Origin of the sequence: Ovoidimarina sediminis (assembly GCF_032586175.1) — a bacterium.
GTDB classification, from domain to species: domain Bacteria; phylum Pseudomonadota; class Alphaproteobacteria; order Rhodobacterales; family Rhodobacteraceae; genus Ovoidimarina; species Ovoidimarina sediminis.
The window spans coordinates 60,444-86,359 of record NZ_JAWHTE010000004.1 but is presented as its reverse complement, the minus strand read 5'-3'; the positions used below and the strand labels follow the sequence as shown (position 1 = coordinate 86,359).

24 protein-coding genes are annotated in these 25,916 nt (G+C 65.9%); 5 read left to right on the top strand and 19 right to left on the bottom strand.

From position 1 onward, the window contains the following. Window positions 1–82: 82 nt before the first annotated feature. The 3 genes from RXV90_RS06585 to RXV90_RS06575 all read right to left on the bottom strand — a co-directional run bounded on the left by RXV90_RS06585 (window position 83) and on the right by RXV90_RS06575 (window position 2,602). Window positions 83–586, bottom strand: coding sequence for a hypothetical protein (locus RXV90_RS06585; protein ID WP_316647698.1), 504 nt, complete (start codon window positions 584–586; stop codon window positions 83–85). A gap of 5 nt (window positions 587–591) precedes the next feature. Then, a complete protein-coding gene (gene clpX / locus RXV90_RS06580) occupies window positions 592–1,857 on the bottom strand; it encodes an ATP-dependent Clp protease ATP-binding subunit ClpX (protein WP_316647697.1) in 1,266 nt (421 codons plus the stop codon). 115 nt (window positions 1,858–1,972) lie between these two features. Further along, on the bottom strand, window positions 1,973–2,602 hold the full coding sequence (locus RXV90_RS06575) for an ATP-dependent Clp protease proteolytic subunit (protein ID WP_316647696.1): 630 nt from the start codon (window positions 2,600–2,602) through the stop codon (window positions 1,973–1,975). A gap of 144 nt (window positions 2,603–2,746) precedes the next feature. On the opposite strand from RXV90_RS06575, the gene RXV90_RS06570 reads away from it, so the two are divergent. Together RXV90_RS06570 and RXV90_RS06565 are read left to right on the top strand one after the other, a co-directional pair. Then, window positions 2,747–3,067 carry an ArsR/SmtB family transcription factor gene (locus tag RXV90_RS06570; RefSeq protein ID WP_316647695.1) on the top strand — a complete coding sequence of 107 codons (321 nt, stop codon included), beginning with the start codon at window positions 2,747–2,749 and terminating at the stop codon, window positions 3,065–3,067. Then, window positions 3,060–3,545, top strand: a complete 486-nt coding sequence (locus RXV90_RS06565; RefSeq protein ID WP_316647694.1) for an SRPBCC domain-containing protein — start codon at window positions 3,060–3,062, stop codon at window positions 3,543–3,545. Before RXV90_RS06570 ends, RXV90_RS06565 begins: the two co-directional genes overlap by 8 nt. 5 nt (window positions 3,546–3,550) lie before the next feature. Here RXV90_RS06565 and RXV90_RS06560 read toward each other — a convergent pair whose 3' ends face one another. Both RXV90_RS06560 and RXV90_RS06555 read right to left on the bottom strand, forming a co-directional pair. Then, window positions 3,551–4,327, bottom strand: coding sequence for a methyltransferase domain-containing protein (locus RXV90_RS06560; RefSeq protein WP_316647692.1), 777 nt, complete (start codon window positions 4,325–4,327; stop codon window positions 3,551–3,553). Window position 4,328: 1 nt separating this feature from the next. Next, window positions 4,329–5,252 (bottom strand): DMT family transporter, encoded by a 924-nt coding sequence (locus RXV90_RS06555; protein WP_316647690.1) that lies wholly within the window; start codon window positions 5,250–5,252, stop codon window positions 4,329–4,331. Window positions 5,253–5,347: 95 nt separating this feature from the next. On the opposite strand from RXV90_RS06555, the gene RXV90_RS06550 reads away from it, so the two are divergent. Continuing rightward, a complete protein-coding gene (locus RXV90_RS06550; RefSeq protein WP_316647689.1) occupies window positions 5,348–6,568 on the top strand; it encodes an FAD-binding domain-containing protein in 1,221 nt (406 codons plus the stop codon). A gap of 72 nt (window positions 6,569–6,640) precedes the next feature. Here RXV90_RS06550 and RXV90_RS06545 read toward each other — a convergent pair whose 3' ends face one another. From RXV90_RS06545 to RXV90_RS06525, 5 genes are read right to left on the bottom strand one after another with little or no spacing between them, the layout of a single operon-like run. Then, window positions 6,641–7,429 (bottom strand): citryl-CoA lyase, encoded by a 789-nt coding sequence (locus RXV90_RS06545; protein WP_316647688.1) that lies wholly within the window; start codon window positions 7,427–7,429, stop codon window positions 6,641–6,643. After that, entirely contained in the window at window positions 7,422–8,876 is a 1,455-nt protein-coding gene (locus RXV90_RS06540; protein ID WP_316647687.1) for an aldehyde dehydrogenase family protein, read from the bottom strand. The genes RXV90_RS06545 and RXV90_RS06540 overlap by 8 nt, the downstream gene beginning before the upstream one ends. Next, the gene (locus tag RXV90_RS06535; RefSeq protein ID WP_316647686.1) at window positions 8,851–10,464 is read right to left on the bottom strand and encodes an ABC transporter ATP-binding protein; all 1,614 of its coding nucleotides are present in this window, start codon (window positions 10,462–10,464) and stop codon (window positions 8,851–8,853) included. Before RXV90_RS06535 ends, RXV90_RS06540 begins: the two co-directional genes overlap by 26 nt. Beyond that, window positions 10,461–11,279: an ABC transporter permease gene (locus tag RXV90_RS06530; RefSeq protein ID WP_410482348.1), complete on the bottom strand. Its 819-nt coding sequence runs from the start codon at window positions 11,277–11,279 to the stop codon at window positions 10,461–10,463. The genes RXV90_RS06535 and RXV90_RS06530 overlap by 4 nt, the downstream gene beginning before the upstream one ends. Further along, window positions 11,279–12,223: an ABC transporter permease gene (locus RXV90_RS06525; protein WP_316647685.1), complete on the bottom strand. Its 945-nt coding sequence runs from the start codon at window positions 12,221–12,223 to the stop codon at window positions 11,279–11,281. The genes RXV90_RS06530 and RXV90_RS06525 overlap by 1 nt, the downstream gene beginning before the upstream one ends. Before the next feature lie 217 nt (window positions 12,224–12,440). Here RXV90_RS06525 and RXV90_RS06520 point away from each other — a divergent pair, with 217 nt between their 5' ends. Then, a complete protein-coding gene (locus RXV90_RS06520) occupies window positions 12,441–13,826 on the top strand; it encodes a hypothetical protein (protein WP_316647683.1) in 1,386 nt (461 codons plus the stop codon). A 77-nt stretch (window positions 13,827–13,903) separates the two neighbouring features. Here the strand turns inward: RXV90_RS06520 and RXV90_RS06515 are convergent, their stop codons facing one another. From RXV90_RS06515 to RXV90_RS06475, 9 genes are all read right to left on the bottom strand, one after another. Next, window positions 13,904–15,379, bottom strand: coding sequence for an ABC transporter substrate-binding protein (locus tag RXV90_RS06515; RefSeq protein WP_316647681.1), 1,476 nt, complete (start codon window positions 15,377–15,379; stop codon window positions 13,904–13,906). Window positions 15,380–15,555: 176 nt separating this feature from the next. Further along, window positions 15,556–16,842, bottom strand: a complete 1,287-nt coding sequence (locus tag RXV90_RS06510; RefSeq protein ID WP_316647679.1) for an acetylornithine deacetylase/succinyl-diaminopimelate desuccinylase family protein — start codon at window positions 16,840–16,842, stop codon at window positions 15,556–15,558. A 47-nt stretch (window positions 16,843–16,889) separates the two neighbouring features. Continuing rightward, on the bottom strand, window positions 16,890–17,939 hold the full coding sequence (locus tag RXV90_RS06505) for a phosphotransferase family protein (protein ID WP_316647678.1): 1,050 nt from the start codon (window positions 17,937–17,939) through the stop codon (window positions 16,890–16,892). Then, window positions 17,936–19,141, bottom strand: a complete 1,206-nt coding sequence (locus RXV90_RS06500; protein ID WP_316647676.1) for an acyl-CoA dehydrogenase family protein — start codon at window positions 19,139–19,141, stop codon at window positions 17,936–17,938. The genes RXV90_RS06505 and RXV90_RS06500 overlap by 4 nt, the downstream gene beginning before the upstream one ends. 6 nt (window positions 19,142–19,147) lie before the next feature. Next, window positions 19,148–19,894 (bottom strand): SDR family NAD(P)-dependent oxidoreductase, encoded by a 747-nt coding sequence (locus tag RXV90_RS06495; protein ID WP_316647675.1) that lies wholly within the window; start codon window positions 19,892–19,894, stop codon window positions 19,148–19,150. Window positions 19,895–19,903: 9 nt separating this feature from the next. Beyond that, window positions 19,904–21,637 carry a thiamine pyrophosphate-binding protein gene (locus tag RXV90_RS06490; RefSeq protein WP_316647674.1) on the bottom strand — a complete coding sequence of 578 codons (1,734 nt, stop codon included), beginning with the start codon at window positions 21,635–21,637 and terminating at the stop codon, window positions 19,904–19,906. A 37-nt stretch (window positions 21,638–21,674) separates the two neighbouring features. Further along, entirely contained in the window at window positions 21,675–23,234 is a 1,560-nt protein-coding gene (locus tag RXV90_RS06485; protein WP_316647673.1) for a class I adenylate-forming enzyme family protein, read from the bottom strand. Window positions 23,235–23,255: 21 nt separating this feature from the next. Continuing rightward, window positions 23,256–23,951, bottom strand: coding sequence for a GntR family transcriptional regulator (locus RXV90_RS06480; RefSeq protein WP_316647672.1), 696 nt, complete (start codon window positions 23,949–23,951; stop codon window positions 23,256–23,258). Window positions 23,952–24,024: 73 nt separating this feature from the next. After that, on the bottom strand, window positions 24,025–24,951 hold the full coding sequence (locus RXV90_RS06475) for a LysR family transcriptional regulator (RefSeq protein ID WP_316647671.1): 927 nt from the start codon (window positions 24,949–24,951) through the stop codon (window positions 24,025–24,027). Between the two features lie 137 nt (window positions 24,952–25,088). Between RXV90_RS06475 and RXV90_RS06470 the strand changes: the two genes are divergently transcribed. Further along, window positions 25,089–25,901 (top strand): class II aldolase/adducin family protein, encoded by an 813-nt coding sequence (locus RXV90_RS06470; protein WP_316647670.1) that lies wholly within the window; start codon window positions 25,089–25,091, stop codon window positions 25,899–25,901. Window positions 25,902–25,916 lie beyond the last annotated feature (15 nt).

Here is a 25,916-nt window from a genome sequence, read left to right as displayed (position 1 = left end):
CCGCAGGGTTGGTGAAAAGGCAATCGCCCCCCCCCCATTCGAGGAGCTCGATGAGCGGGAGGGTGAGGTCGGGATCTCGAGGCTAAGGTTCGAGCGCCCGTTCCTCTGCCGATCCCACCGTCGGGTAGGTGGGCCAGAAAAGGTTACCGAGAAGGTGGAGAATCAGCGCCTGTTCGAGTGTCGTGCCGGGGACGGGGCGCCAGCGGTCGGTCGCCCCGCCGTCGAACCAGTCGCCGCAGACGTGGAGGCACGGTGCGGCATCCGTGGGATAGCCAAGCGTGTAGAGGCCCTGGTTTTCCGCGATGACGCAGGCGATGCCCTCGAGCGTGCGCCTGTCCCTTGGGTCGAAGATGTGTTCCTGCGCCTCGAAGAGCGGAACGGTGTGGGCCTGGTCCGGCAGCGTCCAGTAGGGATGATCGCGGGTTTCCCAGAGCGCGTCGAGACGATGGCCAAGGCGGTGCAGCGGATCGGGGAAGCGGCCGGGTTCGGGCGAGGTGCGCCACGGGTGTTCCGTGCGCACGCCGCACCAGTCCTTCACGAAATCGCAGGCGGCGTCGATCGAGCCGAACTGGCCCGCGCCGGCCACGGGCGTCAGCTGGCGGAGGCGCCTTCCTGCTTGGAGTCGGCATAGATCATCAGCGGGGCCGCGTCGGAAGTGACAGCCTCTTCGTTCACCACCACCTCGTCGACCGAGGCCATCCCCGGCAGGTCGAACATCGTGTCGAGCAGGATATCTTCCATGATCGAGCGCAGACCACGGGCGCCGGTTTTCCGTTCGATCGCGCGCTTGGCGATCGCGGTGAGCGCGTCGTCGGTGAAGGTGAGCGTGGTGTCCTCAAGCTCAAAGAGCCGCTGGTACTGTTTCACCAGCGCATTCTTCGGCTGGGTCAGGATCGTGACCAGTGCGTCCTCGTCGAGATCCTCGAGCGTCGCGATCACCGGCAGGCGGCCGACGAATTCGGGGATCAGGCCGAATTTCAGCAGATCCTCCGGCTCGAGTTCGGTGAAGAGTTCGCCGGTCCCGCGCGCATCGGGATCGCGGACCTCGGCGCCGAAGCCCATGGCCGAACCCTTGCCGCGCTGGGCGATGATCTTTTCGAGCCCGGCGAAGGCGCCGCCGCAGATGAAGAGGATGTTCGTGGTGTCGACCTGCAGGAATTCCTGCTGCGGATGCTTGCGCCCGCCCTGGGGCGGGACCGAGGCCACGGTGCCTTCCATTATTTTCAGAAGTGCCTGCTGAACGCCCTCTCCCGACACGTCACGGGTGATCGAGGGGTTGTCGGACTTCCGGGTGATCTTGTCGACCTCGTCGATATAGACGATGCCGCGCTGGGCGCGTTCGACGTTGTATTCGGAGGCCTGAAGAAGCTTCAGGATGATATTTTCCACATCCTCGCCGACATAGCCCGCCTCGGTCAGCGTCGTGGCATCGGCCATGGTGAAGGGCACATCGAGGATGCGCGCAAGCGTCTGCGCCAGAAGCGTCTTGCCGCAGCCCGTGGGGCCGATCAGCAGGATGTTCGATTTCGCAAGCTCGATATCGCCGGATTTGGCAGCGTGGTTGAGGCGCTTGTAATGGTTGTGAACGGCGACTGAGAGAACGCGCTTGGCGTGTGCCTGCCCGATCACATAATCGTCGAGAACTTCGCAGATCTCTTTCGGCGTGGGCACCCCGTCGGCGGATTTGAGACCGGAGGATTTCGTTTCCTCGCGGATGATATCCATGCACAATTCGACGCATTCGTCGCAAATGAACACGGTCGGGCCTGCAATAAGCTTGCGGACCTCGTGCTGCGACTTGCCGCAAAACGAGCAATAAAGCGTGTTTTTGCTGTCGCTGCTGTTCGAATTCGCCATCTCAAAACCCTTGCGGTCTATGCCTGTCGTCGTGCCGTTCTGCCCCGCGGTTTCCCCGCTGGTTGAAGCCTAAGGGACAGGCTAGCGGGGCACAACGGCGAATTTGAGGCATAGTTTACGCGTCTTCGCCTTCCGGTTTGCCCCGGTTTTCCACGATTTCGTCGATCAGGCCCCAATCTCTCGCCTCTTCCGGCGTCATGAAATTGTCACGCTCCAGCGCATCCTCGACCTTCTTCAGGGTCTGGCCGGTATGCTTGACGTAGATTTCGTTTAACCGCCGCTTCAGCCGTTCGGTATGCCGGGCGTGGATCATGATGTCGGTCGCCTGGCCCTGGTAGCCCCCGGAGGGCTGGTGGACCATGATCGAGGAATTGGGGAGCGAGAAGCGCATGCCCGTTTCGCCCGCCGTGAGGAGGAGCGAGCCCATGGAAGCCGCCTGCCCCACCACGAGGGTGGAGATCTTGGGGCGGATGTACTGCATCGTGTCGTAGATCGAGAGGCCCGCCGTGACGACACCGCCGGGCGAGTTGATGTACATCGAGATTTCCTTCGACGGATTTTCCGCCTCGAGGTGGAGAAGCTGGGCGACGATCAGCTGGCTCATCCCGTCATGGACGGGGCCGTTCACGAAGACGATCCGTTCCTTCAGAAGGCGCGAAAAGATGTCGTAGGCGCGTTCCCCGCGGCTCGTCTGTTCGACGACCATGGGGACGAGGTTCATGTAAGTTTCGACCGGGTTCTGCATGTCGTCTGCCTCTGGTTCGGGATGCTCATACAGGAGCTTGGTTGAGCGAGTCTTAGTATCGGTGCCGGGGGCCCGCAAGGCGCGGCCCTTCAATTAAGTTAGAAGAGGATTGACTGGAATGTAAGCCCTGACTTACGGTAAGTCATGTCTTACGGTGAAGCCCTGGTGGCCCTGTCCGATCCGACCCGGCGTGCGATCGTCGAGGCGCTGCGCGATGAGCCGCAGCCCGTTGGCGTTCTGGCCGGCCGTTTCCCGATCTCGCGCCCCGCGATCTCGCAGCATCTGCGGGTTCTGTCGGATGCTGGGCTGGTGGCCGCGGACCGGGCCGGGACGCGCCGGATCTACCGCCTGTCGCCCGAGGGGATCGGCGCGCTGCGCCGCTACCTCGATACGCTTTGGGACGATGCGCTTCAGGCCTATGCGCGCGAAGCCCACGCCCTTACTGAAGGAGACCCCGATGCCTGACACCGCCTCGCCCACCCCACCGATCAAGAAGAGTTTGACCGTGCCGCTGGAGCCGGGGGACGCCTTCGACCTGTTTACCTCGGGCATCGACCGGTGGTGGCCGAAGGACAGCCATTCGCTTGCCGCGCGGGATGGCGCAGGCGATCGCACCCGGGTGCGCGTCGAGGCGCGTGAAGGCGGCCGGGTGATCGAGCCCCTGCCCGACGGACGCGAAGCGGCATGGGCCACGGTGGCGGCCTGGGTGCCCGGCGAACGCTTTGCCACGCAATGGTATGTCGGGCGGGACGAGGCGGAGGCGACCTTTGTCGACGTCCGCTTCGCCGCCATCAACGGTGGAACATTAGTGGAGCTTACGCATTCCGGGTTCGACGTGCTGGGGCCGGCCGCCGGAGACATTTGTGCGAACTATACAAGCGGATGGGATCTTGTGCTTGGCTGCTGCTTGCGAGAAGCGGTGGCGGTTGCCGCGCTCACCTGACCCGCTCACGTCCCGGGCTTCAGCGCCGAAAAGATGTAGCGGTTCAGCGAAAAGAACGCTTCGCCCCGGGCAGCCGTGTCGCGCATGACCCGTTCCCAGCGGGCAGCGGTCTCTGAGCCTATAGCGGGATCGGCGGCGGCGAGATCGACCGCGCCGGCGAGGGTCTGGCCGGCGTAGCTGTCTTCGGAGAGTTCGCGGTTCAGGATGACGTGGGCGGCCACGTCGATACCGGTGAACCCCGCCGCCGCGAGCCCGGGCACGATGCGGCGCGCCACGTGGGCATCGGCATAAACCGAGGTGAAGCATTGCATAACCCGGGCCGTGAGACCGGGATCCTCCGAGTGCCACACACAGCTGGCCCAGTCGCTGTCGAGAAGCGCCACGCGACCATTCGGGGCGAGGACGCGGTAGATCTCTGAAAGAGCTGCCGGCAGATCCTGGACGAAACACAGGACCTGAGCGGCGGTTACACGATCAAAATGCCCGTCCGGGAATGGCAGATCGGTCGCGCTGGCTTCGACGAAGCGGGCGGCGGGCGCGATCTGACGGGCCATGGCGACCATGCCCGGGGCTGCGTCGGCGCCGGTGACATCGCCGGCTTCACCCACGATTTCCGCGAGTTCTCCGGCGAAGATGCCGTTGCCGCTTCCGAGATCGAGCACATGGTGGCCGGGCCGCAGATCGAGCGCCGAGAGGAGGCGGGCACGTTGCGCGCGCATGTCCGCCGTGCGGGCAACGGCGAGTTGGCGGGCGATCTGGGCGTCGTCGTAGAAGCCGGTCATCTCACTTGCCGGTCCGCTTGCGCGACGCGAGACGCTCGCGGTGAAGTGTGTAAAGGCCGGTCGAAATGATGATCGCGGTGCCGACCCATGTCCAGCCATCCGGCAATTGCCCGAAGACCAGGAACCCGTAGAGCGTGCCCCAGACCATCAGCGTATACTGAACCGGGGCCACGACCACCGCGAGGCCCATTTCAAGCGCCTTGATCACGCAGATCTCGGCCGCGCCGGCCATGATCGCGATGGTGAAGAGAAGCGTGATCTCGAGCGCGGTTTCGGGGGTGTGCCAGACGAACGGCAAGGGCAGCGTCAGGATCGCCGACCCCACGAAGGCCGTGTAGACGATCGTCGTCACCGTGCGGTCGGTATCGGAGAGCGCGCGGCTTATGATCTGCCGCACCGCGAAGAGCACCGCCGCGATGATCACGAGGAAGGCCGCAGGGTGGACCACGCCGAACCCCGGGCGGATCACGATCACAGTGCCCAGAAAACCGATGATCACCGCAGCCCAGCGGCGCAGTCCCACAGGCTCGCGCAATACCAGCGCGCCGAGGAGCGTAACGAGAAACGGGGCGACGAAACTGACAGCCACCGCATCGGCGAGCGGCACGTATTGGACCGCGACGATGAAGAGTGTGGCCGAACCCGCCGCCACCGCGCCGCGAGTGACCTGAAGCACGGGGTGCCCGGTGATGAGAAGGCCGCGCCCGTGGATCGCCAGAAGGGCGCAGGCCGCAGCGAGCAGGCCGAGCTGGCGTGTCCAGGTGATCTGGATCGGGTGGAGCGTTTCGGTGAGGAACTTGGCCTGAGTGTCGACCGCCGAAAAGATGAACATGCCCAGCGCCATGAAAAGAAGCGCCTTGCCGTTTTCGGTGCGCCGCTGGCCCCGCTGGGGTGTGGCGATGGGTGTGGCGGAGGTAAGCGGCACGAAATGTGACCCCGGGAATTCTGCGCGACCCTAGCGCCGGTTCGCGGCCATGGTCCAGCCTTGAAGCGCGGGGGCCGACGTCTAATTCGCGGACGATGACGCGATCGCACCATCCCCCCGACCGCAGTGAGGCGCTGGCGCGGCTCAGGGCCTTCGTTCCGAAGGCGGGGCGCGGCTATGCCGCGAAGCGGAACTTCGATCTCGAGGGGCATCCCCATGTCTCCGTTCTGTCGCCCTTTATCCGGCACCGGATGGTGACGGAGGAAGAGGTGCTGGCCGCCGTTCTGGGCCGCTATGCGCCACCGAGCGCGGAAAAGTTCATCCAGGAGGTGTTCTGGCGCACTTATTGGAAGGGATGGCTCGAGATGCGGCCGGGTGTTTGGGAGGGCTACCGCGCCGAGGTGCTTCGGGGGATCAACCGGGTCGGGAGCGAGGCCGGGCTTCGGCGCGACTGGGAGGCCGCCTGCCTGGGGCAAACAGGGATCGGCGCTTTCGACCACTGGGCGCGGGAGCTTCGGGACACCGGATACCTGCACAACCACGCGCGGATGTGGTTCGCCTCGATCTGGATCTTCACCCTGAGGCTGCCCTGGGCGCTGGGTGCGGATTTCTTCCTGAGGCACTTGATCGACGGGGATCCGGCGTCGAACACGCTATCCTGGCGCTGGGTGGCGGGGCTTCAGACGCGGGGCAAGCATTACCTCGCGCGGCCCTCGAACATCGCGCGTTATACGGAGGGGCGGTTCCGGCCCGAAGGGCTCGACACCGGGGCCGGACCGCTGGAGGGCCCGCCCCATCCCGAGCGGCAGGCCGCGCCCAGGAGCGGGGGACTCGCAGGCGGACTAACGACCGGGCTTCTGATCACCGAGGACGATCTTTCCCCCGGCTGGCTGATCGAGCAGGTGCGGCCAGTGGCGAGTATGGTGCTGAGCGGTGTGGAGGGGCGTTCCCCCCTCATGGTGTCGGAGCGGGTTCATGCCTTCACTGACGGGGCCGTACAGGACATGGCGGCGCGTCATGGGGCCGGGCTGGGAGCCTTCGCGGGCACGGTTTCGGGCAAGGACGCCGCCGCGCGGGTTGCGGATTGGGCAGAGGAGACCGGGCTTGAGCAGATCGTCGTGGCGCACCCGCCGGTCGGGCCGTCGGCAGAGCGGGTCGCAGCGGCGGAGAACGCCCTTGCGGCGCGCGAAGTGACGCTTGTTCGGGTGATCCGGCCCTATGACGCGCTGTGCTGGCCCCATGCCACGGCGGGTTTCTTCAAGTTCAAGCAGAAGATCCCTGCGTTTCTGGAAGAGCTGGGCCTCGCTGCGGCGTAAGAGGGGGGCGCTGCCCCCCGCCGCCCTGGCGGGCGCCCCCCCCGGAGTATTTCAACCAAAATGAAGGGGTGGTCAGGGATCGTATGTCCACCGGTAGGCCGGGGGCGTGGGGCCCTTGTTGCGCCCGCCCTGGCCCATCTGTTCCCAGGCATGTGCCAGGATACCGACCGAGCGGGAGAGGCAGAAGAGGCCGCGTGCGAGGGGCGGCGCGAAGCCCAGTTCAGCGAAGATGACCGCCGTGGCGCCGTCGATGTTCATGGGGACCGGGCGGCCCTTGCGGCGCTCGAGTTCAGCCTCGACAGTGCGGGCGATGGCGGCGAAGCGGCCCGTGACGGTGCCCTCTTCCGCTGCTGCGTCGACGAGGGAGAGGAGGCGGGGCGCGCGCGGGTCGCGGGGCTTGTGGAAGCGGTGACCGAAGCCCGGGACGAACCGGTCGCGCTCCGACTGCCAGCGGTCGATTTCTCCTGCCGCCGCACCGGGCCCGCCGGCCGCGTCGATGGCGTGATAGAGTTCGACCGCCTGTTCGCCGGCGCCGCCATGGACATCGCCCAGCATGTTCACGGCACTCGCCATGGCGTTGTTCAGGGGCAGACCGCAGGTGACGGCCATGCGGGCGGCCGCGATGGAAGGAGCCTGGGGGCCATGGTCGACGGCAGCGACGAGGGCGGCTTCGAGAAGCCCGGCCTGCGGCGCGGTCGGCAGGTCGCCGCGGAGCATGAGCCAGATCATCTGGGGCAAGGTGACGCTGCCGATCAGATCTTCAATCGGGCGGCCGCGGAGGCGGATGACACCCGGCTCCATCTCGATGATCGAGGTGCGCCACCAGTCGGCGACATCCCCCGTGCCCGGCGCGTCAGCCATGGCGGGCCGCGACGGTTTTGAGAGATGAGAAGCCATAGAGCGCCTCGAACCCCTTTTCGCGCCCGTGGCCCGATTTGCCCGTGCCGCCGAAGGGAAGCTCCACCCCGCCCCCTGCCCCGTAATTGTTGATGAAGACCTGGCCGGCACGGAGCGCCTTGGCGAGGCGCATCTGGCGGGCGCCGCTCTCGGACCAGACCGATGCGACGAGGCCGTAGTCGGTGCCGTTGGCGATGGCGATCGCCTCTTCTTCGGTGTCGAAGGGGATGATAACCTGGACGGGGCCGAAGATCTCGTCGCGGGCAAGGCTGTGATCGGGGGGCACGTTCGCGAGAAGGTGGGGGCAGACGTAATGGCCGCCCTCCGGTGCGTTCCCCGCGAGGCTGCCGGTAGCGGCGGTTTCGAGATCGTCACTGCGGGCAAGGAAGCCCTCGACGATCTCCTTCTGGCGGGCCGAAATCAGCGGGCCCACGTCGAGATCCGCCGTGGCGGGGCCCACGGTGAGGGCACGGTAGCGGGCGGCCATGGCGGAGGTCACCTCATCGAGTCGGGAGCGCTCGACGAGAATGCGGGAGGAGGCGGAGCAGGTCTGGCCCGCGTTCTGGATGCCGGCGTTCACGAGGAACGGGAGGGCCGCATCGAGATCGGCATCTGCGAAGACAACCTGCGGAGACTTGCCGCCAAGTTCGAGCGTGACGGGAACGACGTTTTTCGCGGCGGCGGCCTGGACGAGGCTGCCCACGCCCACGGAGCCGGTGAAGGAGACGTGGTTGATGCCCGGGTGGCCCGCGAGGGCCGCGCCGGCCTCTTCGCCGAGGCCCGGGACGACGTTCAAGGCCCCCGGGGGAAGCCCCGCCTCTTCGGCGAGGGAGGCGAAGGCGAGCGCTGTGAGGCAGGCCTCCTCGGCGGGTTTCAGGACGCAGGCATTGCCCATGGCGAGTGCGGCACCGACGGAGCGCCCGATGATCTGCATCGGGTAGTTCCAGGGCACGATATGGCCCGTGACGCCATGGGGCTCGCGGAGGGTGTAGACGGTGTAGCCGTCGAGATAAGGAATGGTCTCGCCCATCACCTTGTCGGCCGCGCCGCCGTAGAATTCACAGTAGCGGGCCAGCGCCACCGCATCGGCGCGGGCCTGTTTCAGGGGTTTACCGACATCGGTGGCCTCGATCTGGGCGAGATCGTCGACCCGTTCCAGAACGAGCTGTCCCAGGCGGGTCAGGACGCGGCCGCGTTCGGTGGCGGTCATCCGGCCCCAGTCGCCCGAGAGCGCCCCGCGCGCCGCCGCGACGGCCGCGTCTATGTCAGCCGCCGTGCCCGCCGCGATCTCTCCGATCCCGTCGCCGGTGGAGGGGTTTTCAAGCGGCAGGCGGCCGCCGCCCTCGGCGTCACGCCACGTGCCCGCGATCAGGATCTTCGCGGGATCAATCCAGAGCCTGTCGAGCGCCATGCATATCCTCCTGCCAGTCGTCCGGAATGCGCGGCACCGCCGCGATCAGGCTTTTCGTATAAGCGTGTTCGGGGGCGGCGAACACCCGGTCGGTTGGGCCTTCCTCGACGATCCTGCCTGCCTTCATCACCAGAACCCGGTCAGTGATCGCGCGCACGACCGAGAGATCGTGACTGATGAAGAGGTATGACAGCCCGTACTCTCCCTGGAGCGCGGAGAGAAGATCGAGGATCTGGGCGCGGACGCGGACATCAAGGGCAGAGACCGCCTCGTCGAGCACGATGATGTCCGGGCGGGTGAGGAGCGCGCGGGCGATGGCGATGCGCTGGCGCTGGCCGCCGGAAAACTCGTGGATGTATTTCGACTTGTCCGCGGGCGAGAGACCCACATCGATCAGGGCCTGGTCGACGCGCGCCTCTGCATCCGGCGGGCGACCGGTGAGGTGGAAGGGCTCGGCCACGAGCCGGCCGACCCGGTGGCGCGGGTTGAAGGAACCGTAGGGATCCTGGAACACGACCTGGATGCGGCGGCGGATCTCGGGCGGGTAGCGGCCCGCCTCGACATCCCTGTCGCCGATTCGGATGGCACCCGCCTGCAGGGGTTCAAGACCGAGGATCGCGCGCGCGAGGGTGGATTTGCCGCAGCCGGATTCGCCCACGAGCCCCACGCTTTCCCCTAGCGCGATCCGAAGCGTGACGCCGGCCACCGCGACGTGGGGCTCGGCGGGACGGAAGAGCGAGCTGCGGGGCTGGCGGTAGGCGCGTTCGGCATCGGTGACCTCGAGTACGGGCGCGGCGGCAGCCGGCCGTGCGTGCCTGACGGGCACGTGGTTCGAGGCCGCGAAGAGGGCGCGGGTGTAATTGTGCGCGCGGGTGCGGAACAGGGGTTCGGTTGCGCCGGCTTCAACCACCCTGCCCTCCTTCATCACCGCCACGTGATCGGCCATCCCCGCAACCACGGCGAGGTCATGGGTGATGAGCCAGAGAGCCATGCCTTCCTCCCGCCGGAGATCGTCGAGAAGATCGAGGATCTGGGCCTGGGTGGTGACGTCGAGGGCCGTTGTCGGTTCGTCGGCGATCAGGATCTTCGGGTGCATCGCGATGGCCATGGCGATGCAGACGCGCTGGCGCTGGCCGCCCGAAAGCTCATGCGGGTAGCGGGTGAGCGGGAAGCGATCGGCGGTGAGGCCCACGCGGTCGAGTTTCTCGCGGGCTGTGGCGAGGGCCTCGGCACGGGTGGCCGCGCCGTGAATGACAAGGGTTTCGGCGACCTGATCGCCAATGGTCTTGACGGGATTGAGCGCCGTCATGGGTTCCTGAAAGATCATACCGATCTCGTTGCCCCTGAGTGTGCAGAGGCGGCGCTCAGAGAGCGCAAGAAGGTTTTCGCCGCCCATGGAGGCGGTGCCGTTGGCCGTCGATCCGCGCGGCAGGAGCCCCATGCAGGCGAGCGCCGAGAGCGACTTGCCCGAGCCGGATTCGCCCACGAGCCCGAACACCTCGCCCGCGCGGATGTCGAACCCCACATCCCGCAGGATCGGCGTTCCGTGGATCAAGAGATCGAGGTTTCGGACCGAGAGGAGCGTCATCGTTCGCGCCTCACGCGGGGATCCAGGATGTCGCGAAGGCCGTCGCCCACGAGGTTCAGCCCCAGCACGGTGAAGACGATGGCGAGCCCCGGGAAGATCGCCATGTGGGGCGCGAGGGATATCATCGTCTGGCTGTCCGCCAGCATGCGCCCCCAGCTTGGCGTGGGGGGCTGGGCGCCAAGGCCGACATAGGACAGCGCCGCTTCGGCAAGGATCCCGAGCGAGAACTGGATCGTGCCCTGAACGATCAGGAGGTTCGCGATGTTCGTCAGGATATGTTCGAGCGAGATGCGGATCTTGCCCTTCCCTGCCACGCGCGCGGCCATGACATAGTCGAGCGTCCAGAGAGGCAGCGCGCCGCCCCGGGCGACGCGCGCGAAGACCGGGATGTTGAAAATGCCGATCGCGATGATCGCGTTTGTGGCAGAGGGGCCGAAGACGGCAGTGATCAGGATCGCGATGACGAGCGAGGGGAAGGCGAAGACGAGATCGTTGCCGCGCATGATGATCTCGTCGAGCAGGCTGCCCCGGTTCGCCGCCGCGAGCAGGCCCAGGGGCACGCCCGCCGCCATGCCGATCCCCACAGCGAGGATGGCGACGGCGATGGAGGTGCGCGCGCCCACCATGATCATCGACAGGATATCGCGCCCGAAGTGATCGGTGCCGAGGAGGTGTTGCGCCGATGGCCGCAACATCCGGTCCGAGATCGCCATGGCCGTGTGATCGTAGGGTGTCCAGAGAAAGGACAGAAGCGCGGCAGCCGCGAAGAGCGCGAAAAGCACGCCGCCAATGAGAAGCGAGGCCGGCAGCCGCATCAGCGCCGCCTCAGCCTCGGGTCGACGGCCGCATAGGCCAGATCGACGAGAAACGTCACGATGATCACCGCAAAGACGAGCAGCATCACCACGCTTTCCACCACGATCAGATCGCGCTGGGTGATGCCCTGGAAGATGAGCCGTCCGAGACCTGGGAGGAAAAAGACGTTCTCGATGATGATGGCACCCGCGAGCAGGAAGGAGAATTGGAGCCCCAGGATCGTCATGACCGGGATTAGCGCATTGCGGAAGGCGTGGCGGAGAACGGCCTGGCGTTCGTTCAGGCCCTTGGCGCGGGCCGTTCTGATGTAATCCTGCCCCAGCGTTTCGAGGAGCGACGAGCGCATGACCCGGGCGAGGATCGAAGCCTGAGGGAGGGCGAGCGCCACCGCAGGGAGGGTCAGCGCCTTCAGCGCAGGCCAGAGCCCCGCCTCCCAGCCCGGGAAACCACCCGCGGAAAAGAGACGGAGCCCGATCGCGAAGACCAGCACCAGGAGCATCGCGAACCAGAAATTCGGGATCGCGATGCCAAGCTGGGTGACCCCCATGACCGCGAGATCGGTGGGCCCGCCCCGCCGCGCCGCCGCGATAACCCCCACCGGAAGCGCAATCGCCGTGGAAAGGAGCATCGCGTAAATGGTTAACGGAATGGAAACACTGAGCCGATCCGCCACGAGCTCCGCCACCGGGACGCGATACGTGTAGGATGTGCCGAAATCGCCCGTCAGCATGCCGACGATCCAGGACCCGTAGCGCTCAACAAGGCTTCCGTCGAGCCCGAGATCGGCGCGCAATGCGGCAATCGCTTCGGGCTGTGCATTCAGGCCCAGCATGAAAGCGGCGGGATCCCCCGGAACCACCTCGATCGCCGCGAAGATGACGACGCTCGCCACCGCGAGGCTTAACGCGAGTGACAGGAGCCGGGAGCAAATATACGCCAACATTTTGCCACGATATGGTGTCTCCCGACGACTCACCATATGGTGTACGTCCAAAGAGCAGAAACAATTTCAGCCTTAATTAACGATTGCCGGGCAACTTTGCGCAATGTTGGCGTCAAGTCGGCAAAAGTTTGACGAAACTGTGGCGGAGGTCACAGACTCGGCAGGGCTGGTAACTTAGGCGCGTATCGGGCTGTGTGCTGCGCGCTAGGGGGCGAAAATGTCTGGTAAGACACTACTGAAGTCGTGGGTGGTTCCCATCGTCGTAACCTTCGCATTTGCCTGCGGGCAGGCCGGCGCGGGCGTGTTGGGAGCATTGGCGGACCTGAACGCACCGTCGGGCTGGGATACGCTGTGCGACGGCGACGAACTGACGGCGGAAGAGATTGCGAGGATCGAAAGCAGCCCGCAATACGACGACTACATCCAGTACCTTCTGGACAATTGCCCCGAGCTTGCGCTCGGTTTTCTCGACACTGCAACGGCATCGATTGACGACCCCGGAAATGGGGGCGGCAGCGACAATGGCGGCGGGCCCTTCAATGGCGGCGGTTCCGGGAACGGCGGAAACGGCGGGAATGGCGGCAACGGTGGAAACGGCGGGAACGGCGGAAACGGCGGAAACGGCGGGAACGGCGGGAACGGTGGCAACGGCGGAAACGGCGGGAACGGCGGGAACGGCGGGAACGGTGGCAACGGCGGAAACGGCGGGAACGGCGGAAACGGCGGGAACGGTGGCAACGGCGGGAACGGTGGCAACGGCGGGAACGGCGGGAACGGTGGCAACGGCGGGAACGGCGGGAACGGCGGCAACGGCGGGAACGGCGGAAACGGCGGGAACGGCGGAAACGGCGGTAGCCTGAATAACGGTATCTCTTTCGTGACGTACCAGCTGGCCGATGGCACCACGGTGAAGATCGACGGCTATGGTGGCGACGTGAAAGATGCCGGTGATCCCGCGCAATACATCGATGCGATCGAGGCCAAGTATGGCTCGGACGTTACCGGGTACACGATCAAGGCGGGCCGCGGCTATTACGACGAGACGGGCGCGGCCGTGGATCCGATTTCACACAAGGCCGACTACGAGATCACACAGGGCAGCCTGGAGACGGGCGCAACGGTGGCATCCCTGTCGACGATGACGCAGCCCGCGCCGACGGCACGGAAAACGCCTGGAAAGATGAAGGTGATCATCAAGACCGCAAGCGGCGAGGAAATCGTGGTGGACGACGCGCAGAACAAGCGGATCGTCTATCGCAAGGCCAATGGTGAACAGGTTGTGATCGAAGGCGGCGTCCAGGTATCGCAGGGTTCTGGCAAAAACGGCGCGAACGGCAAGAACGGCAAGAACGGCAGCGCCGCATCGCCGAAGGATGGCACGCCGGCCAGCGGGGGTGACGCCTCCGGTGCGTCGGCCACGGACGGAGCGGGGATGCCGGACGATGCGCCCGGCAACGGGGAAAAGGGCAAGGCCGGGGAGAGCAATGGCAATGGCGATGTCGGCAACTCCGACGGCAGCAAAGGCGCCAAGGACACGCAAGCTAAGGACAAGCCCGGCAAGAACCGTGAGAACAACGGGAAGGCGAAGGGCCGGAACAAGTAGGTCTTTCCCGCACCCTGAAACGAAAACGCCCGGTCGTGTGACCGGGCGTTTCCGTTAGCGGGCGCGCTTGCGGATTCCTATTCTGTCCAGCGGACCTTCGTCAGGTCATTGGCCTGGGTGGGCGCATTTTCCCAGAGCCCTTCGATCTTCGCATTCGCCACACCGGTGCGCGCGAGCTGGAAGAGATAGCCGTTCACGTAATCCTCGGCGATCATTGTCTGCGCTGCGGCGAGGAGTTCGGAGCGGTCGGCAGGATCGGTGGCCACGTCAAGCTCTGCCATCAGTTCCTGGAACTCCGGCTTGTCGTACTGGAAGTAATACTCGGGCCGGGCATAGATGTTTATATCCATCGGCTCGGTATGGCTGACGATGGTCAGATCGAAATCCTTGCCGCGGAACACCTGCTCAAGCCATTGCGCCCATTCCAGATTCTCGATCTGGGCGGTGATGCCGACGGCGGCCAGCTGATTGGCGATGATTTCGCCCCCGCGCCGCGCGTAGGAGGGCGGCGGCAGTTTCAGCGAAAGCGTCAGCCCATCGCCGTAGCCCGCCTCCGCCAGAAGCGATTTGGCAAGCTCCGGATCATAGGCCGACCCCGCCGTGAGATCGACGTAATCGGGATTGTGCGGGGCGAAATGCGTGCCGATCGGCGTGCCGTAGCCGAACATCGCGCCGTCGATGATCTCCTGCCGGTTGATCGCATGGGCCAGCGCCTTGCGGACGCGGACATCCGAGAGCGCGTCGGCCTTGTTGTTTGTCGACAGGATCGTTTCGCCCTCGGTCGAACCGATCAGGAGCTTGAAGCGGGGATCCGCCTCGAACTGCACCAGTGTCTCGGGCGCCGGGTAGCCCGGGAAAGCATCGATGTCCCCCGCCATCATCGCGGCGAAGGCGGCTGTCGGATCGGAGATGAACTTGAAGGTCGCCGCCTCGAGAGCCGGCGCCTCGCCCCAGTAATCGGGATTGCGGACGAGTTCCACCCGGTCGCCCTGGACCCACTGGCTGAACCGGAAGGGGCCGGTGCCGACGGGGTTCGTCGCCGCCGTTTCCGCCGAGGCGGGATCGAGGATCACCGCATCGCCCCAGGCCATGTTCGTCAGGAAACCGCCATTGGGGGAACTGAGCGTGACCCGCACGGTCGTATCGTCGATCACGGCGACATCGGCGATGCCGGCGAAAAGACCCTTCTGGGCGTTGGTCGAGTCTTCCGCACGGGCGCGATCGAGCGAGAATTTCACGTCCTCGGCCGTGAAGGCCGCGCCGTCATGGAAGGTCACGCCTTCGCGGAGGTTGAAGGTGTAGGTGAGGCCGTCGTCGGAGATCTCCCAGCTTTCGGCGAGACCGGGAGCGATCGATCCGTCGGACTGGTAGCGGGTCAGGCCTTCGAAGACATTGGCATAGACCACCTCGTCAATCGCCGCGGCGGCGCCGCCGGTGGGATCGAGGTTGGGTGGTTCGAGCTGCATCCCGATGGTGATATCGGTCTGTTGCGCGAAGGCGCCGCCGGCCACGATTGCAACGGCGGCGGCTGACAGGGTCAGGCGCTTGAGCATGATCAGGGTCTCCCTCCTGGACTTTCGGGTGAGATTACACGGGTCTGGGCGAAACCCCAGAAGAAAAAGCGGGCAATGCCGGCGGCCGTCGAATGGCTTTCGGGGGCGCTGCCCCCGACCCGGGCCGAGCGGGCCCGGGCCTCCCCCGGAGTATTTCGCGCCAAAATGAAGGAGGCTCAGGCTTCCGGGGCGAGGAGATCCTCCATAACCAGCGCCATGACCCGGGCGCTGTCGGCCATGTCGTCGACCGCGATCCATTCGTCGGGCTGATGGGCAAGATCGAGGATGCCGGGACCGTAGGCGATGCAGTTCTTGAGCCGTCCGATCCGGTCGATATGCTTCTGGTCATAGGTTCCGGGCGAGCAGACGAAATCGGGGGCCTTGGCGAACACCCGCTCGATCGCCGCCGCGGTGGAGCGGACGACGGGCGCGTCGCGATCGGCCATCGAGGGTAGGACTTCGTGGAGTTCGCGGATCTCGTAGGAAAAGCCGGGGCGGTCTGCGCGGATCTTCTCGAGCATGTCGCGGAGTTCGGATTTGACGGTGTCGATGCCTTCCTCGATCAGGAAGCGGCGATCGATCACGATACGGCATCGGTCGGCCACGCAAGGCGCCGGGAAGCCGGTGAAGCCCGGCTCCTGTTCCGGCTCCCCGCCGTGGATCGAGTTGATGTTGAGGGTCGATTGCCGGGCGCCTTCGGGGACCACCGGCATGTCGGTTTCGCGGGAGGCGAGGAGCGGGAAGAGATGCCGCTCCATCTCTTCGAGCACCGCGCCCATGTGGCGGATCGCGCTGTCGCCCAGAAACGGCATGGAGCCGTGGGCGATGCGCCCCTTCGTTTCGATTTCGGCCCACCAGACGCCGCGGTGGCCGAGGCAGACGCGATCCTTGTTCAGCGGCTCGGGGATAATGACATGCTGAACCCGGACCGGATCGAACCAGCCGCGTTCCGCGAGATAGGCGACGCCACCATAGCCGCCTGTCTCCTCATCCGCAGTGGCCGAAACCTCGATCGCACCTGCGAAATCGGGGCAGAGCGCGACGAATGCCTCAGCGGCGACGATGGCCGCCGCAAGACCGCCCTTCATGTCGCAGGTGCCACGGCCGTAGACCTTGCCATCCTTCAAGAGACCGCCGAAGGGATCGACCGTCCAGCCGTGGCCGACCTCGACGACGTCCGTATGGCCGTTGAAATGGATACAGTCGCCGGGCCGCGCCCCTTCGCGGCGGGCGACGACGTTCCAGCGCGGCCAGGCGTCGCTGTCGCCGGGTGCGCCTTCGGCGCGGATGAATTCGGACGTGAAGCCGGAGCGGGACAGCCGGGTGGCGATGAGATCGCAAATCTCGCGGTAATGGCGGCCCGGCGGGTTCAGCGTGGGAACGCGGACCAGCGCCTGCGTAAGTTCGATCAGATCGCCCTCGCGGGCGGTGATTTCGGCAGTCAGGCGATCGGCGAGGCTCATGGCGCCGAAGCTAGAGGCTGGCGCCGGAGGGGGCAAGCGAGGCGTCGTCAGCCGAGACTGTGCGGGCGCCCCCCGGCTATTTCGAGCCCGCGCAGCGCGAAGCGTTCGGCAAGGGGCGCAAGGGCCGCGGCGTCGGCGGCGGCCGCGCTGCCGTCGCGTACCCGATCGGCAATGCCCACAAATATCACGGCAAAGCGGTAGAGAGCGAAGGCCTTGTGGAAGGGCAAGAGCGGCGCGGTATCGGCGGAAGCTGCGACGTAGCGTTCGACGATGGCCGCTTCGGAGGGAAGCCGCATCGCATCCAGATCATGGCCAAGAAGCCCGCCATATTCATCAGGCGCCGTGTGCCAGGGCATGCAGCAGAACCCGAGATCGGCAAGGGGGTGGCCCAGCGTCGAAAGCTCCCAGTCGAGGATCGCGACGACGCGCGGTGCGTCGGGGTGGAAAAGGAGATTGCCGAGGCGGAAATCGCCGTGGCAGAGGGCAACCGCACCGTCATCTGGCGGAAGCGCCTGCGTGAGCCAGGCGTGAAGCGCCTCGATCGGAGCGATTGGCGCTGAGGGCGAGGCGCGGTATTGCCTGTCCCAGCGGGAGATCTGGCGTTCAAAGTAGTTGCCCGGACGGCCATAGTCGCCGAGTCCGATCTCGTCAGGCCGGAGAGCGTGCATCGCGGCCATGGTATCGGCCACTGCCATCCAGATCGGCGCGCGCTCTTCCGGAGGAAGACCGGCGAGCGCCGTGTCTGTGAAGACGCGGCCGTCGATGCGTTCCATGAGGTAGAATGGTGTGCCCAGCGGTTCGGCGTCAGAATGGAAATGAACCGGCGCGGGCACCGGCACATCGGTGGGGTGGAGTGCGGTGAGGACCCGGTATTCACGGTCGATCGCGTGGGCTCCCTTCAGGATCGGGCCGAGGGGTTGCTTGCGCAGGACCAGCCGGCGGTCGGCCCAGTCGAGATAGTAGGTGGGGTTCGATTGCCCGCCGCCAATGCGTTCGATCGCGAAGTTGCCCGCATCGGGGCCGAGGACGTTTCGCAGAAGGGTGCCGAGAAGGGCGGCGTCGAAATCGACGTCGCCGGTGAGGTGCGGCTTCGTCACGATGCCGTCTCCCACGCCCAGAAGCCTGCGCCTTGCGTTTCGAGGTGCCGGTTCAAGAGCATCTTGTGCACCTCGTCCGCCCCGTCGACGAGCCGCGCCTGACGGGCGTAGCGGTAGATCCATTCAAGCACGGTATCCTTCGAATAGCCCCGCGCGCCGTTGATCTGGATGGCGACGTCGGCGGCCTTGTGGAGCAGGTTCGCGACGTGGATCTTGGCCATAGACACTTCTTTCTGGGCGTAGCCGCCGCGGTCGATCTCCCATGCCGCCTTCATCACCAGCATGCGCCCGATCTCGATCTGCATGGCGAGGTCGCCGAGCATCACCTGCACGCTTTCACGGTCGGCGAGGCGGATGCCGAAACCTTCGCGGCGGCCTGCATACTCCCCGGCGATCTCCACGCATCGTTTGGAGAGGCCGAGCCAGCGCATGCAATGGGTGAGCCGCGCAGGACCGAGCCGGGCCTGGGTGACCTTGAGGCCCCTGCCCTCTTCGAGAAGGATGTTTTCCGCCGGGATGCGCAAGCCGTCGAAGCGCAGTTCGCAATGCCCGCCATGTTCCTCGGGGCCCATGATCGGGATGCGGCGGACGATGTCCCAGCCCGGATCGTCGCGGTGGAAGAGAAACGCGGTATGCCCGCGCCGTGCGTCGTCCGAGGTGCGGGCGACGAGGATGAAATGGGCGGCGTCTTCCGCGCCGGTGATGAACCACTTATGCCCATCGATGACGTAGTCGTCGCCATCGCGGCGCGCGCGGGTGAGCATCATGCCCGGGTCGGAACCGCCGCCCGGATGCGGTTCGGTCATCACGAAGGCCGAGCGGACATCGCCATTGGCGATGGGGCGCAGCCAGTGCTCTTTCTGTTCGGGGGTGCCGAGTGCTTCGAGGATCATCATGTTACCGTCGTCCGGGGCGGCGGAGTTGAACACCACGGGCCCGAAAATCGAGCGGTTCATCGCTTCGTAACAGACGGCCATTCCGACCTTGCCGAGCCCCTGCCCGCCAAATTCGGGCGAGAGTTGCAGGCACCAGAGCCCTTCGGCACGGGCCTTTGCGCGGAGATGTGCGAGCGCGTCGGCCCCGATATTGTCATGCGCGTCCCAGCTAGAGCGATCGGCCTCGACCGGCAGGATCTCGGTATCGACGAAAGCCTCGATCCGGTCGCGGAGTGCGGCGAGTTCGGGGGAAATGGTGAAATTCATGGTGCCTCACAATCCTGAAACGAGGTGGCCGCCATCGACCGCAACGACCGAGCCCGTCATGTAGCTTGAGGCGTCGGAGGCCAGCAGCAGGAGTGGCCCGTCCAGATCTCCAAGCTGACCGAGGCGGCGCTGCGGGATGCGACGGATCAGCGCCTGCCCGGCATCGGTGTCGAAGAAATCGGCATTGATCGGGGTTTCGATATAGCCCGGGCAGAGCGCGTTGACGCGCACCCCGTGGCGCGCCCATTCGAGTGCGAGGGCCTTGGTCAGCTGGATCACGGCGGCCTTGGATGCGGTGTAGGCGGCGACGTGGCCGGCGACGCGAAGGCCAAGGATCGAGGCGATGTTTACGATTGCGCCACCGCCCGCTTCGGACATGCCGCGGGCCGCAGCCTGCGCCACAGAGAAGACGCCCGTGAGGTTGGTGTCGATCACCCGCTCGAACTCGGCCACATCCATGTGAAGGGCCGCGCCGGAGCCACTGATCCCGGCGTTGTTGATCACGACGTCATAGGCGGGGGCCGCATCGAACGCGGCAGAGACCGATGCGGGATCGGTCACGTCGAGTTCGATCGCGTGGGCGGTGTGGCCGGCGCCAGTCAGAGCCTCTGCTGCCTTTTCGACCTTGGCAAGGCGGCGGGCGGCCAGCGTCACCTCCGCGCCGGCGCCCGCCAGGACGCCGGCGAAGTGAAGGCCGAGGCCGCTGGACGCCCCCGTGACGAGAGCGCGTTTTCCTTGGAGCTTAAGTTCCATATCGGCACCTCAGGCAGTGTCGCGGCGGCGGCGTTCGGCGTCGTCCCAGGCCGTCAGCGCCTGGTAGTCGGGCACGAAGCCGAGGCCTTTCATGGCGTCGGATGACACCGCATCCTGCGAGGTCACGATATCGATGACGGCGGGTGCGTTGGCGAGGCCGCGGCGGATCGCATCGGCGATGTCGGCCGGATCCTGGACCCGTTCGCCATGGGCACCCAGGGCACGGGCCATGGCCGCGTAATCGGAGTGCCGGAGCGTCGTGCCGACGACGCGGCCGCCGTAGTTGAACTCCTGATCGTAGCGCTCGATGTTCCAGGCGGCGTTGTTCGAAACGATGAAGACGGCCTTCGCGCCGTGACGGACGGCCGTATCGATCTCCATCGCGTTGATGCCGTAAGCGCCATCGCCGTTGACGGAGATCACCTGGCGCCCCGGAAAGGCGAGCGCCGCGGCCACGGCGAAGGGAACGCCCACCCCGAGGCAGCCGAAGGCGCCGGCATCCATGTAGGTCGAGGCGTTGAGACCGACGCGCGCAAAGCTCAGGAGATCGCCGCCATCGGCGATCGCGATGTAGTCGGGCGCCGCCACCTCGCGGATCGCCTCGAAAATCGCCATGGGGTGGATCTTGCCGTCGGCGCCGGTCTTTGGCGCGGGCGTCGTGCTGCCCTTCGCGATCCGGGCGCGGTGCTTGTCACGGAGGCCGGTGAGCCAACCTTCGTCGCGGGAGCCGGTATCGTTGCCGAGGGCGGCGGTGATCGCTTCGAGCGCGAGATCCACCGGGGCGAGGAGTTCCGGCGTGCCGCGGCGGTTGTCGACCAATTCGCCCGCGGTATCGGCGATGCGCAGGAATGTGGCATCGGGGAAGACGGCCGGAGAGCCGAAGCCAAGCTGGTAGTCGAGCTTGCGGCCGAGGGTGATGACGAGATCGGCCTGCCCCATCGCCGCCGCGCGGACCGCGCCGACGACCGACGGGTGGTCGGCGGGAACGAGGCCTCGGCTTTCCTGTGTGTCCAGGTAGAGCGCGTCGGTGGCGTCGAGGAAGGCGGTGATCGCCGCGCCTGAGCCGCGCGCGCCGCGACCGCTGACGACGAGGGGGCGTTTCGCATTGCGGATCGCCGCGACGGCTTCTTCCACGAGGTGCGGATCCGGGACCGGACGGCGGAGAGGTTTCGGCGCAATCCAGTCCGCGGGTATCAGGTTCGCCGCAACCGGGGTGCGGAGGACATCAGTCGGCACCTCGATATAGGAGGGCCCCGGTTCGCCCATGTCGCCAAAGGCGCCGGCGATAGCCTCGTCGAGCTCGCGGATCACCTGATCGGCGACGCGGGCGGTGCGGCTGTAGCGCGCGACGGGCCGCATGATTTCGACATGGGGAATATCCTGGAGCGGCCCCATATTGGCCTGGAACCGAGAGGTGCAGCCGCCGATCAGAAGCAGCGGGACGCGCGCCAGCGCCGCGTTGGCCACGCCGGTGACGCAGTTCGTAACGCCCGGCCCCGCCGTGACCATCGCGACGCCGAGTGTGCCGGTAAGTTCGGCATGGGCGTGGGCCATATGGACCGCCGCACCTTCGTCGCGGACGTCGATGATGCGGATGCCACGCCGTGCGAGATGATCCCAGATCGGCTGGATATGTCCGCCCTGGAGGCCGAAGACGCGGTCAATCCCGCGTTCGGCAAGCACCTGGGCGATCCAGGCGGCGACGCTGTTTTCGTCCTGGTTGAGATCCTGGCGGTCGGTCATTGGAGTGTTCCTTGTTGAAGTCGCTGGAGCCGGCGCATCATGGGGCGCGCTGGCCGATCATGTCGCGCAGCACACGGTGGAGGATCTTGCCGGTGGTGTTGCGCGGCATCTCGTCTGAGGCGAGGAAGACGATGTTGCGCGGTCGCTTGAAGCCCGCGAGCCTGTCCTTCGTCCAGGCGATCAGATCCTCGCCCGAAAGGGTTGCGCCATCGCGGAGAACGACGGCGGCCTCCACCCGCTCGCCCCACTTGTCATCGGGCCGGCCGATCACGGCCACGTCCTTGACGGCGGGGTGCTGGGCGAGGACGGCTTCCACTTCTGTCGGATAGACGTTCTCGCCGCCCGAGATGATCATGTTCTTCTTGCGGTCGATAAGCTTGATGAAGCCCTGATCGTCGCGGAGCGCCATGTCGCCCACGGAAAGATAGGATCCACGGAAAGCTTCCGCGGTTTTTCCGGGAAGGTTCCAGTAGCCTTCGAAGGCGTAGGGGCCGCAGGAATAAAGCTCGCCCACCTCGCCATCGGGCACTTCGTTGCCGTCTTCATCGAGAAGGCGGATCGGGGCCGAGCCCGTCACTTCGCGCCCGACGGTGCCCAGGTGATCGAACTGTTCGTCGGGATGCAGGAAGGTGACCCAGCCGGCCTCGGTCGAGCCATAGAGTTCGAAAAGGCCGGAATTCGGAAACATCTTCATGATCGCGCGCTTGATTTCGACGCGAGCCGGGGCGGAGGAGATCATGAGCTTTGCAACCTGCGCAAACCCCGCATCGCCGCGTTCGGCCTCGGGCACGTCGAGCATCATGGTGAAATGGGTTGGTGTGAGGGACGAGAAGGTGACTCCCAGTTCGCCGATAGTGCGCAGGCAGAGCGCGGCATCGAAGCTGGCGCGCGAGAATACCGTGACGGTGGCGCCGATGCCGAGGAAGGAGGTGAAGAAATTGAGCGAGTTCGCATGGCACATGGGCATGACAAGAAGCGCGTCGTCGTTCCGGCGCAGGCCAAGCTCGACCTGCGTCATCAGGGCGAGCATCGCCATGCCCCGGTGGCTTCGGATAGCGCCCTTAGGGTTGCCGGTGGTGCCGGAGGTGTACATCAGGCACCAGGCGTCTTCGGGGGCGACGGGCACGCCCGGCTCCTGACCCGGCGCTGCGGCAATGAGCGGCTCGTAGCCTGTCCAGCCTGACCGCGCCTCTTCGCCGATCAAGATGTAGTTCGCTTCGGGCACGCTGAGCTCCGCACGCATCGCATCGGCAAGATCAGCGAGCGCCGCCTCGGCGATCACTGCCGAGACGCCGCAATCAGCGCAGATGAACCGCGCTTCAGGTGCCGTGAGACGGTAGTTGATCGGAACGGCCACGAGCCCGGCCTTTGCGACCGCGGCGTATATCTCCGCCCATTCGACGCGGTTGTAGGCCACAACCGCGACGCGATCGCCCTTTGAGAGCCCCGCGTCCAGAAGCGCATTAGCGAGGCCGCAGGCGCGGGCGTTCCAGTCGCGGAAGGTGAGCTGACGCTCGAGATCGCGGGCGCCGATACGCTCGGGCTGGATCCGCGCCTGGGCGGCCAGCATCTCTCCCACAGTCAAAAGCGCGGTCATTCCGGGACCTCCATGCACGGATCAGGTGTTTGCAGGTTCGGCGGCAGGCACGTCGAGCGCGGCGCGGAGCGTCTCCGCCGCGGCAAGATCGTGGGCGACCATGAGCGTGTCGGCCCGGGCGGCGTCGCCGGCGGCGATCGCCTCGACGATTTCGGCGTGCTGGCGCCATATCTCGCGGGGAAGCGTGGCGTGGCGCAGGACCTCGCTCATTGCGCGGCGCAGAAAGCGCCAGTGCGGCTCGGCCGTCCGCGCCAGAAGCGGGTTGCCGGAGGCGTCGTATATCAGGGTGTGGAGCGCCATGTCGTGCCGCACCTGCCCCGCGACGTCGCCGGTTTCGACAGCGCGTTGCCCGAGTTCGAGGATCTCCGCCGCAGCGCGGGTGAACTGTTGGCCGCGTTCCGGCCCGGCGGCGATACGTTCCGCCGCCATGCGGGCCGCCAGCCCGTCGAGTGCTGCGCGGATATCATAGTGGTGGCGCATGAGATCGGCATCGAGCCGCGTGACCCAGAGGCCGCGCCGCCCCACCTCCTCGACCATCCCGTCGGCTTTGAGGCGCGCCATGGCCTGCTGCACCGGCTGGCGTGAGACCCCCAGCCGCTCGGCCAGCTGTTCCTGTACGAGATGCGAGCCGGCGGGCAGTGCACCGTCACAAATCTCGTCCACGATCGCCTCGTAGACCTGTTCGGTGAGGCTGGGCTGGGGTTTCAGGAGCTTCATTTTCTGAATTCCGCATTCTGAATTCAGAATTCAGTACAACAAGATCAAGCCTCGGTCAAGGTGGACACTCGGGCTAAGCCGGGAGTTCCGGCACTTCCCAATCGGGCGTGCGGAACGCCTCGACCATGAAATCGATGAAGTTGCGGATGCGCGGCACCATGTGGCGGTCGGGCAGGAAAACTGCATAGATCGCTGTTTCGTCCTCTGCCGTGTGTTCAGGCAGAAGCTGGACCAGCCGCCCGTCGGCGATGGCCGGACGGGCAAGGTGTTCCGCCACCCGCATCGCGCCCATACCCGCGAGGCAAAGCTGATAGAGCGACATACCCTGATTGCTTCGAAAGCGGCCCTCCGCGCGGAAGGTGATCTCCTTACCGTCTTCCAGGAACTTCCAGCGGTTCAGATGTTCACGGCTGCCATCCCATGCGAGGCAAGGGATGGCAGAGAGATCGGCGGGGCGTTCCGGTCTGCCAAAGCGGGCAACGAGGGCCGGCGTGGCAACGACGATGCGTTGCAGGCCGCAAAGGCGGCGGTGCACGAGACTTGAATCGCTGAGAGTGCCCATACGGATCGCCACGTCGATCTGATCGTCGATCAGGCTTTCGGTGTCGTCGGTCAGGCGCATTTCGAGCGACAGGTTGGGATGGCGCGTGAGGAAGGCCGGCACAAGGGCCGTGATCCGATCGAGCCCGAAGGCTATGGGCACGGAGACGCGTAGAACGCCTTCGACCTGAGCGTCGCTGACCTGCCACTCGGCTTCCGCTGCCTCCACCGCGTCCAGCACGCGGCGGGCGACGTCAAGGAAACGCTCACCCTCAGCGGTCAACCGATGCCCGCGCGTGGTGCGGTGCATGAGTTTCGCGCCGAGCCGGGCCTCGAGCCGCTGGATCGTCTGACTGACGAAGGGCTGGCTGACGCCGAGGCTATGGGCCGCAGCGGTGAATCCGGCCGCCGAGACGACCGCCTGGAACACGCGCATTTCGAGAAGTCTGTCGTCCTTCATCGTCGTCCCTCTTCGTCATTTATCTCCAATCACGATAACAGTTATTGCGAGAGTTGTATTGATGCAGGGCCCTGCTCTCCCCCATTGTCCGCCGCCAAAGCGGCCTCGCCGCGCCACTGCCAGAGGGAGGACATGCCATGCTGGATCTCGGAAATCGCGTCTCGATCTATCAGCCCGAGCAGGAGGGCCTCATCTTCCCGGAACTGCCGGAATTCGACACGGTCGAGCAGGAGCGCCAGCACCGCAAGGAACGGCTTGTCGCCGCCTGTCGCGCGTTTGCGCAGGTCGGGTTCGACTATGGATTTGCGGGCCACCTCACGGTGCGCGACCCCGAACGCCCCGAGCTTTACTGGACGAACCCTATGTGCGTGCATTTCGACAAGGTGAAGGTGTCGAACCTGATCCTCGTCGACCATGCGGGCAACGTGATCGAAGGCGAGTATGCGGTGAATCGCGCCGGATTCGTCCTGCATGCAAACGTGCATGAGGAGCATCCCGATATCATCGCGATGTGCCACGCGCACACGACCTATGGCACCGCATGGTGCGCCACGGGCCGCCCGATCGACCCGATCACGCAGGACGCCTGCGCCTTCTTCGAGGATCACGTGGTGATCGGCGAACAGGGCGGGCAGGTTGCCGTCGAGAACCACGCGGGCTCGGACGTGGCCAAGGCGTTCAAGGGCGTGAAAGCGGCGCTGCACCAGAATCACGGGCTTCTGACCGCGAGCCGCCACAGCATCGACTCGGCGGCCTTCTGGTTCATCGCGCTGGAGCGCTGCTGCCAGCAGCAGCTTGCCATCGCCGCCTCGGGGATCGAGCCGATCCGCATTCCGGCAGACCGCGCGCGCTACAGCCGAGAGCATGTGGGCAGCGAATATATCGGCTGGCTGCATTTCCAGACGATCTGGAACCAGCTGGTGATCGATCAGCCCGACATGTTCGAGTGAGACCGGCGGGGCGGC

Excerpts from the sequence above, each read along its gene's own strand:
- clpX (WP_316647697.1), bottom strand. The coding sequence starts at position 1,857 with ATGGCGAATTCGAACAGCAGCGACAGCAAAAACACGCTTTATTGCTCG.
- RXV90_RS06575 (WP_316647696.1), bottom strand. The coding sequence starts at position 2,602 with ATGCAGAACCCGGTCGAAACTTACATGAACCTCGTCCCCATGGTCGTC.
- RXV90_RS06570 (WP_316647695.1), top strand. The coding sequence starts at position 2,747 with ATGTCTTACGGTGAAGCCCTGGTGGCCCTGTCCGATCCGACCCGGCGT.
- RXV90_RS06565 (WP_316647694.1), top strand. The coding sequence starts at position 3,060 with ATGCCTGACACCGCCTCGCCCACCCCACCGATCAAGAAGAGTTTGACC.
- RXV90_RS06560 (WP_316647692.1), bottom strand. The coding sequence starts at position 4,327 with ATGACCGGCTTCTACGACGACGCCCAGATCGCCCGCCAACTCGCCGTT.
- RXV90_RS06550 (WP_316647689.1), top strand. The coding sequence starts at position 5,348 with ATGACGCGATCGCACCATCCCCCCGACCGCAGTGAGGCGCTGGCGCGG.
- RXV90_RS06545 (WP_316647688.1), bottom strand. The coding sequence starts at position 7,429 with ATGGCTGACGCGCCGGGCACGGGGGATGTCGCCGACTGGTGGCGCACC.
- RXV90_RS06540 (WP_316647687.1), bottom strand. The coding sequence starts at position 8,876 with ATGGCGCTCGACAGGCTCTGGATTGATCCCGCGAAGATCCTGATCGCG.
- RXV90_RS06535 (WP_316647686.1), bottom strand. The coding sequence starts at position 10,464 with ATGACGCTCCTCTCGGTCCGAAACCTCGATCTCTTGATCCACGGAACG.
- RXV90_RS06530 (WP_410482348.1), bottom strand. The coding sequence starts at position 11,279 with ATGCGGCTGCCGGCCTCGCTTCTCATTGGCGGCGTGCTTTTCGCGCTC.
- RXV90_RS06525 (WP_316647685.1), bottom strand. The coding sequence starts at position 12,223 with ATGTTGGCGTATATTTGCTCCCGGCTCCTGTCACTCGCGTTAAGCCTC.
- RXV90_RS06520 (WP_316647683.1), top strand. The coding sequence starts at position 12,441 with ATGTCTGGTAAGACACTACTGAAGTCGTGGGTGGTTCCCATCGTCGTA.
- RXV90_RS06515 (WP_316647681.1), bottom strand. The coding sequence starts at position 15,379 with ATGCTCAAGCGCCTGACCCTGTCAGCCGCCGCCGTTGCAATCGTGGCC.
- RXV90_RS06510 (WP_316647679.1), bottom strand. The coding sequence starts at position 16,842 with ATGAGCCTCGCCGATCGCCTGACTGCCGAAATCACCGCCCGCGAGGGC.
- RXV90_RS06500 (WP_316647676.1), bottom strand. The coding sequence starts at position 19,141 with ATGAATTTCACCATTTCCCCCGAACTCGCCGCACTCCGCGACCGGATC.
- RXV90_RS06495 (WP_316647675.1), bottom strand. The coding sequence starts at position 19,894 with ATGGAACTTAAGCTCCAAGGAAAACGCGCTCTCGTCACGGGGGCGTCC.
- RXV90_RS06490 (WP_316647674.1), bottom strand. The coding sequence starts at position 21,637 with ATGACCGACCGCCAGGATCTCAACCAGGACGAAAACAGCGTCGCCGCC.
- RXV90_RS06485 (WP_316647673.1), bottom strand. The coding sequence starts at position 23,234 with ATGACCGCGCTTTTGACTGTGGGAGAGATGCTGGCCGCCCAGGCGCGG.
- RXV90_RS06480 (WP_316647672.1), bottom strand. The coding sequence starts at position 23,951 with ATGAAGCTCCTGAAACCCCAGCCCAGCCTCACCGAACAGGTCTACGAG.
- RXV90_RS06475 (WP_316647671.1), bottom strand. The coding sequence starts at position 24,951 with ATGAAGGACGACAGACTTCTCGAAATGCGCGTGTTCCAGGCGGTCGTC.
- RXV90_RS06470 (WP_316647670.1), top strand. The coding sequence starts at position 25,089 with ATGCTGGATCTCGGAAATCGCGTCTCGATCTATCAGCCCGAGCAGGAG.